Origin of the sequence: Streptomyces sp. ADI96-02 (assembly GCF_003846185.1) — a bacterium.
Lineage (GTDB): Bacteria > Actinomycetota > Actinomycetes > Streptomycetales > Streptomycetaceae > Streptomyces.
In genome coordinates this window covers 6154730-6168787 of record NZ_ML123034.1, presented here as the reverse complement: position 1 = coordinate 6168787, position 14058 = coordinate 6154730, and the positions used below count along the sequence as shown (strand labels likewise).

Below are 14058 nucleotides of genomic sequence, written 5' to 3'. Positions count from 1 at the left end.
CCAAGCCCTGCCACCGGCTGCCCGCACACCGCCGCCCGGCGGGCGCGGTGATCCGGGGTCGGCAGTGCGAGCGACGAGAAGAGATCGGAGGGATCGAAGCGCCATGTCGTCGTCGGTGAGAGGCTGTTGTCCCCGTTTCGCGGTCGTGGGCAATCCGGACAACCGCAGGGTCGCCTCCTTCGAGGCGGCCGTGCGGGACGCGGGGCTGCCGCCTGTCCGGCGCGTGCCCTGGCTCCAGGTGCTGTCGGGCACAGCGGTGTTCGAGCCGGGCGAGACCGTGCGGATCGACTCGCCGGGCGAGGATCCCCGGGTGGAGCGGTTGCTGCGCGGCGTCGAGGATCCGACCAGGGTGGAGGGGTCGGCCCGGTGGTACGCCGGTTTCACCGCGGCGGTGGCCGAGGTGGCGCGGGCGGCCGAGGACGCCCGCGCCCGGGTGCTCGGTTCCGCCGAGGACATCGCCGTGCTGTTCGACAAGCGGCTGTGCCACGCCCGCCTGGCGGACGCGGACGTTCCGGTGCCCGCCTCGCCGACCTCCGGCCCGCCGGCGCGCGCCGTGGAGGGCTGGTCGGACGTGCGGGCCCTGATGCGCGAGCACCGGATGCCGCGGGCCTTCGTGAAGCTCGCGCACGGCTCCTCCGCGTCCGGGGTGCTGGCGGTGGAGACGGCGGGCCCGGGCCGGGTGAGGGCGAGCACGTCGGTGGAACGGGACGCGCGCGGGCGGCTGTTCAACTCGCTGCGGGTCCGCCGGTACACGACGGAGCGCGAGGTCGGCGCGATCGTCGACGCGCTCGCCCCGGACGGGCTGCACGTCGAACGCTGGCTGCCTAAGGCGACCCAGCGGGGGCGGGCGGCGGATCTGCGGATCGTGGTGGTCGCCGGCCGTGCGACGCACGCCGTCGTGCGGACGAGCGCGAGCCCCATGACCAATCTGCATCTGGGCGGCGCGCGCGGCGATCTCGACGAGGTGCGGGCCGCCGTCTCGGCGGCGGGCGGCTGCTGGCGCGAGGCGCTGGCCCTGTGCGAGCGGGCCGCCGCCTGCTTCCCCGGCACGCTGTGCGTGGGCGTCGATCTGCTGCCCGCGACCGGCTGGCGGCGCTTCGCCGTCGGCGAGGTCAACGCCTTCGGCGATCTGCTTCCCGGGCTGACAGGTCTGCCCGGCGGCGCGGCCGAGGGCCTGGACACCTATGCGGCGCAGGTCGCCGCCGTAATGGACCGATCGGGGTACCGCCATGCCGTCACCGCTCGCTGATCCCGAACGCCCCGACATGGGCGAGGTCGTGGGCAGCCACGACCTTTTGCTGGTCACGCTGGACACCCTGCGGTACGACGTCGCCGTGGAGCTGGCCGAGGCCGGGCGCATCCCGCACCTGGCCGGCCGTCTGCCCCGGGGCACATGGGAGAAGCGGCACGCGCCGGGCAGCTTCACCTACGCGTCGCACCAGGCGATGTTCGCGGGCTTCCTGCCGACGCCCGCGACGCCCGGCCCGCATCCGCGGCTGTTCGCGGCGAGATTCGCGGGCAGCGAGACGACGGCGGACGGCACCTTCGTCTTCGACACACCGGACCTGGTGTCGGCCCTCGCCGCCGAGGGGTATCGCACGGTGTGCGTGGGCGGCGTGGGGTTCTTCAACCGGCGGGGCCCGCTCGGTTCGGTGCTCCCCGGAATGTTCCAGGAGAGCCACTGGGAGCCGGAGTTCGGCGTCGCCTCGCCGACGTCGTTCGAGGAGCAGGTCGCCCGCGCCGAGGAGGTCGTGGCCGCGCTCCCCCGCGAGCAGCGGCTGTTCCTCTTCGTCAACGTGTCGGCGCTGCACCAGCCGAACTGGTTCCATCTGCCCGGCGCCACCCGCGCGGCCGGCGACTCCCGGGAGACCCACGCGGCGGCCCTGGAGTACGTCGACCGGCACATCGGCCGGCTCTTCGCCGCGGCGAGCAGCCGCCGCCGGTGTTTCGCGATCGTCTGCTCCGACCACGGCACCGCCTACGGCGACGGCGGGTACACCGGTCACCGGCTCGGTCACGAAGCCGTCTGGACCGTGCCGTACGCCCACTTCTTCCTCGAACCGGAGGACCCCCGATGACCATCACGACCGCTCTTCCCGCCGTCCGGCCGTACGAGGGCTATGTGTACGCCTATCCGCACAAGACGGCGTACCGGCCGCTGGCGGACCGGCCCGCGCTGTGCGATCTGTGGGCGGCGGAGCGCAAGGACGCGCTGTCCCTCTATCTCCACATACCGTTCTGCGAGGTGCGCTGCGGGTTCTGCAACCTCTTCACCCGGATCGGCGCGCCGCAGGAGCTGACGACGCGCTATCTCGACGCGCTCGACCGGCAGGCGACGGCGGTACGGGAGGCGCTGGGCGACGGCGGACCGGTGCGGTTCGCGGCGGCGGCGTTCGGCGGCGGCACGCCCACGTTCCTGACGGCCGGTGAGCTGGAGCGGCTCTGCGACATCGCGGAGAAGCGGATGGGCGCCGATCTGCGTTCGGCGCCGTTGTCGGTGGAGACGTCCCCGGCCACCGCCACGGCCGACCGGCTGGCGGTGCTGGCCGACCGGGGCGCCACGCGGATCAGCATCGGTGTGCAGAGCTTCGTGGACGCCGAGGCGCGGGCCGCCGTCCGGCCGCAGCGGCGGGCCGAGGTGGAGGCGGCGCTCGGCCGGATTCGGGACGCCGGAGCCCCGGTGCTGAACGTCGACCTGATCTACGGGATCGACGGGCAGACGGAGCGCAGCTGGCTGGCGTCGCTGGACGCGGCGCTGGCCTGGCGGCCCGAGGAGTTGTACCTCTACCCGCTGTACGTGCGCCCGCTGACCGGTCTGCACCGGCTGGGCCCGGCGGCCGGGCCGGAGGCGGCGGCCCGGGAGGAGGCGCGGTGGGACGAGCAGCGGCTGCGGTTGTACGCGGCGGGCCGGGACCATCTGCTGGAGCGCGGCTACGAGCAGGTGTCGATGCGGATGTTCCGCCGCGCCGACGCCCCGCAGGAGGGGCCCGGCGACTACGCCTGCCAGACCGACGGCATGATCGGGCTGGGCTGCGGGGCCCGTTCGTACACGGCGGGCCTGCACTACTCGTTCGACTACGCGGTGGACATGCGGGAGATCCGGTCCATCATCGACGGCTTCACGGCGACCGAGGACTTCTCCCGCGCCGAGGTCGGACGGTACGTGGACGCGGAGGAGGCCCGCAGGCGCCATCTGCTCCAGTCGCTGCTCCAGGCGGCGGGCCTGGAGACGGCCGCCTACCGGACCCGGTTCGGCACGGACCCCTGCGAGGACTTCGCCGCCGAGCTGGGCCGGTTCGCGGAGCGGGGCTGGCTGGACGCCGGGGCGCCGGACGGTGTGCTGCGGCTGTCGCCGCGGGGCCTGGCCCACTCGGACGCGGTCGGCCCGGCCCTGTTCTCCTCCGGTGTGCGGGCCGCGATGGCCGCGTACGAGAGGAAGTGAGGGCGGCCGTGGACCTCACGATCCTCTACCGGGGGCCGCTCGCCTCGTGCGACTACGACTGCCCCTACTGCCCGTTCGCCAAGAGGCGGGACAGCCGGGCGCAGCTGACGGCGGACCGGGAGGCGCTGGAGCGCTTCACCGCCTGGGCGGCGGCGCAGACCGGCGACCGGCTCTCGGTCCTGTTCACCCCGTGGGGTGAGGGGCTGGTGCGGTCCTGGTACCGGCGGGCGCTGACCGAGCTGTCGCGTCTGCCGCATGTCCGCCGGGTGGCCGTCCAGACGAATCTGAGCGGGCGCACGTCGTGGCTGGCCGACGCCGACCGGGAGCGGATCGCGCTCTGGTGCACGTACCACCCGGGGCAGACCCCGTTCGACCGGTTCCTGGGCAGGTGCCGGGAGCTGTCCGGGCTGGGGATCCGCTTCAGCGTGGGCGTGGTGGGCTTCGAGGCCCATCGGGAGGAGGCGCGGCGGCTGCGGGCGGCACTGCCCGAGGAGGTGTACCTCTGGGTGAACGCCGCCGAGGGGCACACGTACACCGACGAGGAGGCACGGCGGTGGACGGAGCTGGATCCGCTCTTCCCCTACAGCCGCCATCCGCACCGTTCGGCGGGTCTGCCCTGCCGCACGGGTGAGTCGGTGATCTCGGTCGACGGCGACGGCACGGTGCGCCGCTGCCACTTCGTGCGGGCGGAGCTGGGCAATCTGTACGACGGCAGCTACCGCCGGGCGCTCGGCCCGCGGGCCTGTCCGCTGGCCGTGTGCGACTGCCACATCGGTTATGTGCACCTGGAGACGCTGCCGTTGTACGACGTGTTCGCGGGCGGCGTCCTGGAGCGGATACCGGCGGCCCACGGCGACCGCGCGGTGGACGGGCTCCTGGCGGTTCCGAGCCCGTCCCGGCGGACGGTCCCCGGGCTGTCGGCGGATCCCGTCCGGCCCTCCGGGTCCGCCCGGCCCTCCGGGTCCGCCTGAAGCCCGGGTCCGCCTGACGCGCGGGTCCCGTCCGGCACCCCGGGTCCCGCGCCGCCGTCGGCCGGGGTCAGAGGGGCAGCAGGTCCGGGCGCTTGGCTTCGACGTGGTCGCCGGAGGACTCTCCGCGCAGCCGCCGCCCGATCCAGGGCACGAGGTATTCGCGGGCCCACTGGATGTTGTCGCGCCGTGCCTCGAAGGGACGGCGGAGGGCCTGCGGGGGCCAGGGCTGGTCGGGGTCGGCCGGCACGTCGACGCCGAGGACCTGCGCGGCCCGGAGCGCCACGCGGGTGTGCCCCTCGGGCGACAGGTGCAGCCGGTCGCTGTCCCAGGCGCGCCGGTCCTGGACCGACCGCAGCGACCACAGGTCGAGCACCGGGCAGTGGTAGCGGTCGGCGATGGCCCGCAGGTGGACGTTGTACGTGGCGATCTTGCCGCGCATGTGGCGCAGCACGGGCACACCGCGGGTGTCGAAGCCGGTGGTGACCATGACGGTGCCGACCGCGCCCGTCAGGTCGGCGACCGCCCGTTCGAAGCGCTCGGCCAGGTCGTCGGGGTCGGTGCCGGGCCGAATGATGTCGTTGCCGCCGGCGCAGAAGGTGACCAGGTCGGGGGCGAGCTCCTTGGCCCGGGGGATCTGCTCCGCCACGATCTGGTCGAGGAGCCGTCCGCGTACGGCGAGGTTGGCGTAGCGGAAGTTCCCGTGCGGGGAGTCCGCCGGGCTCGTCGCGGCGTCGGGGGCCGGGAGCCGGTCCGCGAGCAGGACCGCGAACCGGTCCGCCCAGCCGACAAAGGTTCCGTCGGGGCCGGGGTCGCCGACTCCTTCGGTGAAACTGTCGCCGATCGCCGCGTACGACCCGATGATGTGCTGCTGCTGGGTTCTCGATGCGTCTGCCACAAGCGCATATCCTGCACCGTTCAATGTGACCTACGCGACCGTAATACGGGGTTGACGGATGGTGAGATAGACCACCCGGTCAGTTTTTGGTAAAGCCGGAATAAGTGGAGGGGCGGTGCGCCGCCGCGCACCGCCCCTCATACCCTCGCTACCGCCGTCGGCTCAGAGGGAGACGCCCTGCTGGCGGAGGTAGGCGACCGGGTCGACGTCCGAGCCGTAGCTCGGTCCGGTGCGGACCTCGAAGTGGAGGTGCGGGCCGGTCGAGTTGCCGGTGGAGCCGGAGAGGCCGATCTGCTGGCCGCCGGTCACGGTCTGGCCGGCGGAGACGCTCAGCGAGGACTGGTGGGCGTACTGGGAGTACATGCCGTCCTCGTGCTTGATGACGACCTCGTTGCCGTACGAGCCGCTCCAGCCGGCCGAGACGACGGTGCCCGGGCCGATGGCGCGGATGGGCGTGCCGGAGGACGCCTGGAAGTCCGAGCCGGTGTGGTAACCGCTGGACCAGCTGGAGCCCGAAGCGCGGTACTGGGTGGTGACGTTGCCGTTGGCGACCGGGGTGGTCCAGCCGGAGCCGGTGGCCTGGGAGGCGCCGGTCTCGGCGGAGTCGTCGGCGGAGACCGTGTCCGCCTGGGCGGCCGGCTTCTCGGCGGCCTGCGGAGCGGCCTTCGCCTTCGGGGCGGCCTTGGGGGCGGGCGCGGAACGCTCCGTCTTCGAGGGCGCGGCGGAGCCGGACGCCTCGGCGCCGAGCGTCAGCTTCAGGCCGGGGCGGATCAGGCTCGGGTTCGAGCCGACGGCGTCGCGGTTGTCCTGGTACAGCTTCTGCCAGCCGCCGTCGATGCGGTGCTCGGCGGCGATCTTGGACAGGTAGTCTCCGGCGACGACGGAGTACGTCTTCGGCGCGGCCTTCGCCGCGGCGGGAGCGGAGTGCGCGGCGGCCACCGCGGCGGCGGGCTTGGCGGCCGGGGCCGCCTTCTCCGCGGCGTGCGCGCCGGTGGCGGCGAACAGCGGCAGGGCGAGTACGGCGCCTCCGGTTCCGGCGGCGAGGACGCCGCGGGAGATCGCGCCGGACTTGGTACGACGGTGCTTACCCTGTGCGGGCATGGGGTTGTTCCTCTCCGGCGCCTGCGAGGTGAGCTGTCGGGTTCGGGCTGGAGATGCCCGGCCGCTGGACGCGACTTCACCCCGAGCCGGTCCGGATCGCTCCGGGCCGGCGGCTTACCTGGGTCCCCCGCTCCTGCCACGCGTGAGTGGGTGGTGGGAATTCCGGGCGGCGGCAGGATTAGGCGGTCCGTCCGGATTGAGGGTGACCGTAAGCGAGTCAGGAGGACAGGAACAAGCCGCCGGTTCCGTACCGTATTCGTCGATTCGATTCCGCTTCGCTTTTCCCGTCACACTCCGTGGATTACGGATCTTGCCTTTCGTGCGAGCGCCGGGAATATCGCCGGACAAGATCGCCACGGTCCGTCACGGATATGATCCCGCTCACCCACTCGATCCCATCTCCCCCATAATTTGGGCATGTTCTTCTAAATGCACCAATACGGACATGGCAGGCACATCTCCCCTGATGGCCTGTCAGTCCGGTCCGCTGACGTCCGGACATGACCGCCCGCAGCCGAGATGATTTTCCGCTGAATCGATGTCGTATCGTCACGGGAGCGCCCTCGACGGCGAGCAGCGCCGACGCCCGAGACCCCAGGAGACACCGTGACGCAGCAGGTGCCGCAGGTTCCGCCGACCGAGGCGGCGCTCACCGGAGTCCGCAACTTCCGCGACGTGGGCGGGCTCCCCACCTCCGACGGGCGGCGCACCGCGTACGGCCGGCTCTACCGCAGCGGCCACCTGGCGCACGCCACCGCCGAGGACGCAGCCCTTCTCGGCGGTCTCGGCCTCCACACGGTCTTCGACTTCCGCAACGAGGCCGACCACCGGCTCGAAGGGCACGACGTCGAGCTGCCCGGCGTCCGCAATGTCAGCATTCCGCTCTCGGATCCTGCCGACGGGGCCGAGTTCTGGCGACTGGTGCGCGACGGGAACATCGAGCAGCTGCGCTCGGTCCTCGCGGACGGCAAGGCGACCGAGCGCATGATCCGCATGTACCGGGCGACGGTCCGCGACCGCACGGCCGAGCACAGCCGCGTACTGCACGCGCTGGCCGAGGACAGCGTGCCCGCGCTGATGCACTGCGCCGCGGGCAAGGACCGCGCGGGCCTGTCGATCGCGGTCGCGCTGCTCGCGGTCGGAGTCGAGCGCGAGGCGATCGAGGCGGACTACCTCAAGTCGAACGACCCGCACCGCCGCTACCGGGTGAAGCGGGCGGACATGTCCGAGGTGGGAATGTCCCCGGAGGTGATCGAGCTCCTGAACCCGCTCTTCGCGGCGGAGGCCGACTACCTCGCGGCGGCGTTCGCGACCATCGAGGAGGTCTGGGGGACCACGGACCGCTACCTCGCCGAGGGTCTGGCGCTGGCCCCGGCGACCCGGGAGCGGTTGCGGGTGCGCCTGCTCGACGAGGGATGAGGGCCCACCCGGACGTCTCGGGGCGTCCGGGCCGCCCGGCTCACTTGCTGCCGGCCACGACGAACAGCAGGTAGAGGAAGGCCGCGATCACGTGCCCTGCCACCAGGTAGGCGAAGAGGCGGATCACCACGCCCCTCGGCATCCGGCGCTCCTGCGGGTCCTCGTTCTTGCGGCGCCGCGGGCTCAGCGGATCGTAGTGCTCGGAATCCGACATGACGGTCCTCTCTGCCGGCCTCGCGGCCGGTGATACGTCGGGTGCGGCGGGCGGGGGCCGGGGGATCCGGTCAGCGCGCGTGGAAGGCGTTGCCGAGGCACAGCTCGGCCGCGGGGCTCTGCAGCAGGGTGTGGACGAAGAGCAGTTCCGCGCCGCCGCGGCCGAGGGCCGCGATCCGGTGCGGGGTGAGGGAGTCGAAGTGGGCGCTGTCTCCGGGCTCCAGGTCGTGCACGGTCTCCCCGAGCGCGATCCGCAACCGCCCCTCCATGACGTACAGCCACTCCTCGCCGGGGTGTACGCGCACCAGGTCGCCCTGGGCCCCGTAGGGCACGCGGACCCGCAGCGCCTGCATGGCGCGGCCGGAACCGCCGGCCCTGCGGTACATCCAGCCGTCGGCCTCCGCGCCCTCGAAGCCGCCGCCGCGGACGATCGCCTCCCGTTCGGGGGGCGCCTCACCGAGGAGCTCGGAGACCGTCGTACCGTAGATACGGGCCAGACCGAGCAGCATCGGCAGCGAGGGCTGCCGGCGGCCCGTCTCCAGCCGGGAGAGGTGGGCCGGGGACAGTCCGGCCCGCTGGGCAGCGGTCTCCAGGGTGAGACCGCGCCCTCGGCGCAGATCGCGCAGGCGGGGAGCGACGCCCGGGAGGTCGTCGGCCACCCCTTCGTCCGGAGTGTTCATGCCTCCATTGGGCCAGCTTCTTTCCTCCGAGGCAAATAACTTGCCTCGGAGGCAAAAGAGGCACTTAGCGGTTGGCGACGGCCTGCTTGACCAGCGTGCGGCCGAAGTCCCACATCAGCCCGCCCCCGCTGTGCGCGTCGTCCATGACCGCCGTGAACGCCGCAACGAAGCGTTCGACCTCCGGCTCGCCGATGACCAGCGGCGGAATCAGCTTGATCACTTCGAGGTGGTCGCCCGAGACCTGGGTGAGGATGCGGTGCTTCTGGAGCAGCGGCACCACGACCATCTGTGCGAAGAGTCCCTTGCGGGCCGCCTGGAGCATGGTCCACCGGCCGCGGAGCTTCAGCGAGGACGGCCGCCCGAACTCGATGCCGATCATGAGCCCGCGTCCGCGCACGTCGTGCAGCAGCTCGTAGCGGTCCACCAGTGCGGCCAGCCGTTCGCGCAGCAGGTCGCCGGTGCGTCGGGCGTTCGCGACGGTCTCCTCGTCCTCCATCACCGCCAGCACCGCGAGCCCGGCGGCCATGGCCTGGGCGTTGGAGCCGAAGCTCGCCGAGTGGACGAGGACGCGGTCCATGGACGAGTACACCCGGCGGAAGATCCAGTCCTTGCCGAGGGTCGCGCCGACGGGGACATAGCCGCCGGACAGCGCCTTGGCCACGCACACCAGGTCGGGCTCGACGCCCTCCTCGTGCTGGTACGCGAAGAAGTCGCCGGTCCGGCCGAGGCCGGTCTGCACCTCGTCGGCGATCAGCAGCGCCTTGTGGCAGTGGAGCAGTTCCTGCGCCTGGCGCAGGTACCCCGGCGGGGCCGCCCGCACGCCCTTCCCCTGGATGGGCTCGACCACCAGGGCGGCCACGTCGCCGCGCTCCAGCTCGCGGCGCAGGGCGTCCAGGTCGCCGAGGGCGACCGGGGTGTCGGGCAGCAGCGGGGCGAAGCCGTCGCGGAAGCCGCTCTCGCCGTTGACGGAGAGGGAGCCGGTGGTCAGTCCGTGGAAGGCGTGGGGGCAGTAGAGGATGCGCGGCTTCCCGGTGGCGTAGCGGGCGAACTTCAGCGCCGTCTCGACCGCCTCCGTGCCGCTGTTGCCGAAGAAGACCCGGTCCAGGTGCGGGGTGTGGCCGAGCAGCTTCTCGGCGAGCAGTCCGGGCAGCGGCTGGCAGTCGAAGCGGGTGAGGTCGGCGAGCTGGGCGTCGAGGACGTCGTGCAGGGCCTTGCGGACGACCGGGTGGTGCCGGCCGAGGCCCATCACGCCGAACCCGGCGAGCATGTCGAGGTAGTCGTTGCCGTCGGCGTCCCAGAAGTACGCGCCCTCGGCGCGCTCGTAGACCCGGTCGAAGCCGATGGTGTGCAGCATCCGGGGCAGTTGGTGGTTGAGGTGGCGCGCGTGCAGTTCGTACCGCTCGGCCCCGCGCTCCGCGAGGAGCCGTGTCAGGTCGAAGCCCTCCGGTCCGCCGTCCGTCATCGCCCGCTCTTCTCCTTCGCGTCTGCCTGGGGCCGCCGCCCGCCCGTCGGCGGGAGCGGCACGGTGCGACGGGGCGGAACCGGCCGCCCGGGAAGGCCCGGTGAGCCGGCTCCGCCCCGGTCACGGCGTCATCGGGTGCCGACGACGGTCTCCCGCGCCGCGCGCAGGGATTCCTTCAGGGAGCCCATGGTGGCGAGCACCGCCGTGGGCTCGTAGCCGCAGTGCGCCATGCAGTTGGCGCAGCGCGGGTCCTTGCCCCGGCCGTACTTGCTCCAGTCGGTCTCCTCCACGAGCTGACGGTACGTCGGGACGTAACCGTCGTTCATCAGGTAGCAGGGGCGCTGCCAGCCGAAGAGCGAGTAGTTCGGGATGGCCCAGGCCGTGCACGGGAAGTCGGCCTTGCCCTCCAGGAAGTCCAGGAAGAGCGGCGAGTGGTTGAGGCGCCAGCGCGACCGGTTGCCGCCCGCGAACGCCTTCTTGAACAGCTCCCGGGTCTGCTCGACGCCCAGGAAGTGCTCCTGGTCGGGCGCCTTCTCGTAGGCGTAGGCGGGCGAGATCATCATCTCGTCGACCTTGAGGTCGTCGTTGAGGTAGTTGAGGACCTCGATGATGGTCTGCGGGGTGTCGGTGTTGAAGAACGTGGAGTTGGTGGTGACGCGGAAGCCCAGCCGCTTGGCCTCCTTCATCGCGGCGACGGCTTCGTCGAAGACGCCTTCCTTGGCGACCGATTCGTCGTGCCGCTCGCGCAGTCCGTCGATGTGCACGGCGAAGGCGAAGTACGGCGACGGGGTGAACTTGTCGAGCTTCTTGCGCATGAGCATGGCGTTGGTGCAGAGGAAGACGTATTTCCTCTTCGCCACCAGCTGCCGCACGATCTCGTCGATCTGCGGGTGCATCAGGGGCTCGCCGCCGGCGATGGACACCATGGGCGCACCGGATTCGAGCACCGCGCCCACGGCCTGGGCGACGGGCATGCGCTGCTTGAGGACGCCCGCCGGGTGCTGGATCTTCCCGCAGCCCTCGCAGGCGAGGTTGCAGGCGAACAACGGCTCCAGCTCGACGATCAGCGGGAACTTCTCACGCTTGCGGAGCTTCTGTTCGGCAAGGTACGTCGCGACCTTGATGGTCTGGCGGAGCGGCATGGCCATCTGGCTCACCTCCTGGGGAGCGATAAAGATCTGTGCCATTCGTAAAATGCCGGAAGGACGGCACGAAGAACGCGGAAGGCTGATATTCCACCGCGGAACGTGCCGATGCGGACGAGCTCATGCTCTGGAGCGTCCACGACCACCCGGACGGCCGCAACCGGACGTGGGCCGTGGCACAGGGCGGTGCGGAGGGTGGCGGCCGACTCCATGTCCACCGCGATGGCCCCGTCCGCCCGCAGCGCGGCGCGTTCGGGGCCGCGGACGACGTGGTCGGAGCCGGTGAGCCGTCCGGTGTGCACCGTGCGCCCGGGAACGGCCCTGGCGAGGGCGTCGACGAGCAGTCCGGTGCCCACGCAGGGCGTGACGCCGTCGGCGTCCCGGGTCTCCTCGGCGACGATCAGGTCCCCCGGGTGCATGCCCGGGGCGAGGCCGGCGCAGAAACCGGCCGCGACGACGGCGGCGCCCAGCACCCCGCCGGAGCCCAGCAGGCGGCCCACGGCCGCCTCGGCGGCGCGGGGTCCCATGCCGGTGCGCAGCACCCGTACCGGCCCCGCGGCGCCCCGGCCGCTGCGCAGCGCGAGCTGCTCGATCCCGAGCGCGCAGGCGACGAGCAGCGGGGTCGTGGGGCCCGGATCATCGCCCATCAGGCCCCCTCGCGAGCATCCGCGCGGTCGGCGAAGGGGTCGCCGTGGACGTAGCGGCCGAGGGCCGTGAGCGGGAAGACCTGCCGGTAGAGGTGGTAGTTGATGGAGAAGTCCCACGGGAAGCCGGTGCCGGTGAAGTACGGCTCGTCCCAGGAGCCGTCGGCCTGCTGGGCGTCGGTCAGCCAGGTGACGCCGCGGGCTGCGGCGCGGGTGTCGCGGCGGCCGGCGGCGAGGAGGGCGAGCAGCGCCCACGCGGTCTGGGAGGCGGTGGACTCGCCGTGGCCGATCCACTTCTCCTCGCGGTACGAGCGCAGGTCCTCGCCCCAGCCGCCGTCGTCGTTCTGGACGGTCTCCAGCCAGATGACGGCCCGGCGGATCGCCGGGTGACCGGCGGGCAGGCCGGCCGCGATCAGGGCGGGCACCACGGACCCGGTCCCGTATACGTAGTTGACGCCCCAGCGCCCGAACCAGGCTCCGCAGGGGGCCTGTTCGGCGAGGAGCCAGTCGATGCCCGCCCGGGTGCGCGGGTGCGCGGAGAGTCCTTCGACGGCCAGCATCTCCACGACGTGGCCGGTGACGTCGGCCGACGGCGGGTCGATGACCTCGCCGAAGTCGCAGAACGGGAGGCGGTTGGGGAAGGGGCTGGTGTTGTCCGCGTCGAAGGCGCCCCAGGCTCCGTTGCGGGACTGCATCCCGAGGTTCCAGCGCACGCCGCGCTCGATGGCGGCTTCCAGCCTGGCCGGGTCGGGGTGGCACACCCGGCGCAGTGCGAGGACGACTTCCGCGGTGTCGTCGATGTCCGGGTAGTTGTCGTTGTGGAACTCGAACGCCCAGCCTCCTGGGGCGAGTTCCGGTTTGCGTACCGACCAGTCGCCGGGCCGGGTGATCTCCTCTGCCAGCATCCAGTCGGCGGCCCTGACCAGGGCCGGGTGGTCGGGTCTGAGTCCGCCGTCGGCCAGCGCGATGGTGGCCAGGCAGGTGTCCCAGACGGGCGACTGGCACGCCTCGATCATGCGGGCGCCGTCCTCGCGACGCACGGCGAACCGGTCGAGCGAGGCGATTCCGGCCCGCATCACCGGGTGGTCGAGGTCGTAGCCCAGCAGGTGGAGCGCGATGACGGAGTAGACGGCGGGCGGCTGGATCCCGCCCCAGCAGCCGTCGTTCTCCTGGCGCTCGATGATCCAGCGGGCCGCCGCGTTCATCGCGACGCGGCGCAGCGGGCGCGGGGCGACCTTGTGGTAGAGGTGCAGGCCCTTGTCCAGGCGCTGGAAGAACCCGTCCCAACTGGCCGCCGGGGCAGGCTTCCTGGGCGGATTGGGGTGGGCGGGGTCGGTGTGCAGCTCGTCCAGGGCGAAGGGCGCGGGGCGCACGGGGCGTTTCGCGGAGACGATGGTCAGCGGAACGATCGTCTGGCGGGCCCAGCAGCCGAAGTCGTAGATGTTGAGCGGCACCCACTTGGGGAGGAACATCAGCTCGGGCGGCAGTTCGGGGAGGTCGTCCCACTTCCACCAGCCGAACAGGGCGAGCCAGATGCGGGTGAAGACGCGGGCCGCCGCGATACCGCCCTGTTCCCTGATCCAGCCGGAGGCGCGCGCCATGTGCGGGGCGTCGGGGCGGTCCCCGGCCAGCCGCAGGGCGACGTAGGCCTCGATGGTGGCGGAGAGGTCGGCGGGTCCGCCGTAGAAGGTGTTCCAGGTGCCGTCGCCGAGCTGTTCGCCGCGGATGAAGCGGGCGGCGGCCTCGGTGGTCCCGGGGTCCTGGATGCCGAGGAACTGGCGGAGCAGCAGGTCCTCGGCGTCCATGGTGACGTTGGTGGCCAGGTCGCCCTTCCACCAGCCCTGCTCGTCCTGCCTGCCGAGGAGGTGCTCCACCGAGCGTTCCGCGGCCCGTCGCGCGGCGGCGAGTACGTCGTCCGCGGCGGTGGTCGTGTCGGTCGGATGTCCTGCCGGGGCTGCGTGAAGGTTCGCGGCCCCGGTGGATCCGTCGGTCGTCGCTGTCATGGCTTCCCCTTCGTGCAGTCGGTTCTCTGCTGTGCTGGGGTCTCCGTCGGCCGGCGCCCGAAACGGACGCCGGCCGGCGACTG

13 protein-coding genes and 1 riboswitch are annotated in these 14058 nt (G+C 72.3%); of the genes, 5 read left to right on the top strand and 8 right to left on the bottom strand.

Features of this window, described 5'->3' with window-relative positions; translation table 11 throughout:
* Positions 1–103 precede the first annotated feature (103 nt).
* From EES43_RS26980 to EES43_RS26965, 4 genes are read left to right on the top strand one after another with little or no spacing between them, the layout of a single operon-like run.
* Positions 104–1249, top strand: a complete 1146-nt coding sequence (locus EES43_RS26980; RefSeq protein ID WP_124271165.1) for an STM4014 family protein — start codon at positions 104–106, stop codon at positions 1247–1249.
* A 16-nt stretch (positions 1250–1265) separates the two neighbouring features.
* The gene (locus tag EES43_RS26975) at positions 1266–2078 is read left to right on the top strand and encodes an STM4013/SEN3800 family hydrolase (RefSeq protein WP_124272171.1); all 813 of its coding nucleotides are present in this window, start codon (positions 1266–1268) and stop codon (positions 2076–2078) included.
* Positions 2075–3442: an STM4012 family radical SAM protein gene (locus EES43_RS26970; protein WP_124271164.1), complete on the top strand. Its 1368-nt coding sequence runs from the start codon at positions 2075–2077 to the stop codon at positions 3440–3442. The genes EES43_RS26975 and EES43_RS26970 overlap by 4 nt, the downstream gene beginning before the upstream one ends.
* 8 nt (positions 3443–3450) lie before the next feature.
* Positions 3451–4413 (top strand): STM4011 family radical SAM protein, encoded by a 963-nt coding sequence (locus EES43_RS26965; RefSeq protein ID WP_124271163.1) that lies wholly within the window; start codon positions 3451–3453, stop codon positions 4411–4413.
* 67 nt (positions 4414–4480) lie between these two features.
* Here the strand turns inward: EES43_RS26965 and EES43_RS26960 are convergent, their stop codons facing one another.
* Together EES43_RS26960 and EES43_RS26955 are read right to left on the bottom strand one after the other, a co-directional pair.
* A complete protein-coding gene (locus tag EES43_RS26960) occupies positions 4481–5308 on the bottom strand; it encodes an SGNH/GDSL hydrolase family protein (RefSeq protein WP_124271162.1) in 828 nt (275 codons plus the stop codon).
* Positions 5309–5470: 162 nt separating this feature from the next.
* Positions 5471–6409 (bottom strand): M23 family metallopeptidase, encoded by a 939-nt coding sequence (locus EES43_RS26955; RefSeq protein WP_124271161.1) that lies wholly within the window; start codon positions 6407–6409, stop codon positions 5471–5473.
* A gap of 5 nt (positions 6410–6414) precedes the next feature.
* Positions 6415–6572: riboswitch (cyclic di-AMP (ydaO/yuaA leader) on the bottom strand.
* A gap of 443 nt (positions 6573–7015) precedes the next feature.
* On the opposite strand from EES43_RS26955, the gene EES43_RS26950 reads away from it, so the two are divergent.
* Positions 7016–7828, top strand: a complete 813-nt coding sequence (locus tag EES43_RS26950) for a tyrosine-protein phosphatase (RefSeq protein WP_124271160.1) — start codon at positions 7016–7018, stop codon at positions 7826–7828.
* Between the two features lie 40 nt (positions 7829–7868).
* On the opposite strand, the gene EES43_RS30850 is transcribed toward EES43_RS26950, so the two are convergent.
* The 6 genes from EES43_RS30850 to shc all read right to left on the bottom strand — a co-directional run bounded on the left by EES43_RS30850 (position 7869) and on the right by shc (position 13975).
* Positions 7869–8042 (bottom strand): DUF6126 family protein, encoded by a 174-nt coding sequence (locus EES43_RS30850; protein ID WP_164493286.1) that lies wholly within the window; start codon positions 8040–8042, stop codon positions 7869–7871.
* 70 nt (positions 8043–8112) lie between these two features.
* Positions 8113–8721 carry a helix-turn-helix domain-containing protein gene (locus tag EES43_RS26945; RefSeq protein ID WP_124271159.1) on the bottom strand — a complete coding sequence of 203 codons (609 nt, stop codon included), beginning with the start codon at positions 8719–8721 and terminating at the stop codon, positions 8113–8115.
* Between the two features lie 64 nt (positions 8722–8785).
* Positions 8786–10183 carry an aspartate aminotransferase family protein gene (locus tag EES43_RS26940; protein ID WP_124271158.1) on the bottom strand — a complete coding sequence of 466 codons (1398 nt, stop codon included), beginning with the start codon at positions 10181–10183 and terminating at the stop codon, positions 8786–8788.
* Between the two features lie 128 nt (positions 10184–10311).
* Positions 10312–11331 (bottom strand): adenosyl-hopene transferase HpnH, encoded by a 1020-nt coding sequence (hpnH, locus tag EES43_RS26935; RefSeq protein ID WP_124272170.1) that lies wholly within the window; start codon positions 11329–11331, stop codon positions 10312–10314.
* 5 nt (positions 11332–11336) lie between these two features.
* Positions 11337–11975 carry a phosphorylase family protein gene (locus tag EES43_RS26930; RefSeq protein ID WP_124271157.1) on the bottom strand — a complete coding sequence of 213 codons (639 nt, stop codon included), beginning with the start codon at positions 11973–11975 and terminating at the stop codon, positions 11337–11339.
* Positions 11975–13975: a squalene--hopene cyclase gene (shc, locus tag EES43_RS26925; protein ID WP_124271156.1), complete on the bottom strand. Its 2001-nt coding sequence runs from the start codon at positions 13973–13975 to the stop codon at positions 11975–11977. Before shc ends, EES43_RS26930 begins: the two co-directional genes overlap by 1 nt.
* Between the last annotated feature and the right edge of the window lie 83 nt (positions 13976–14058).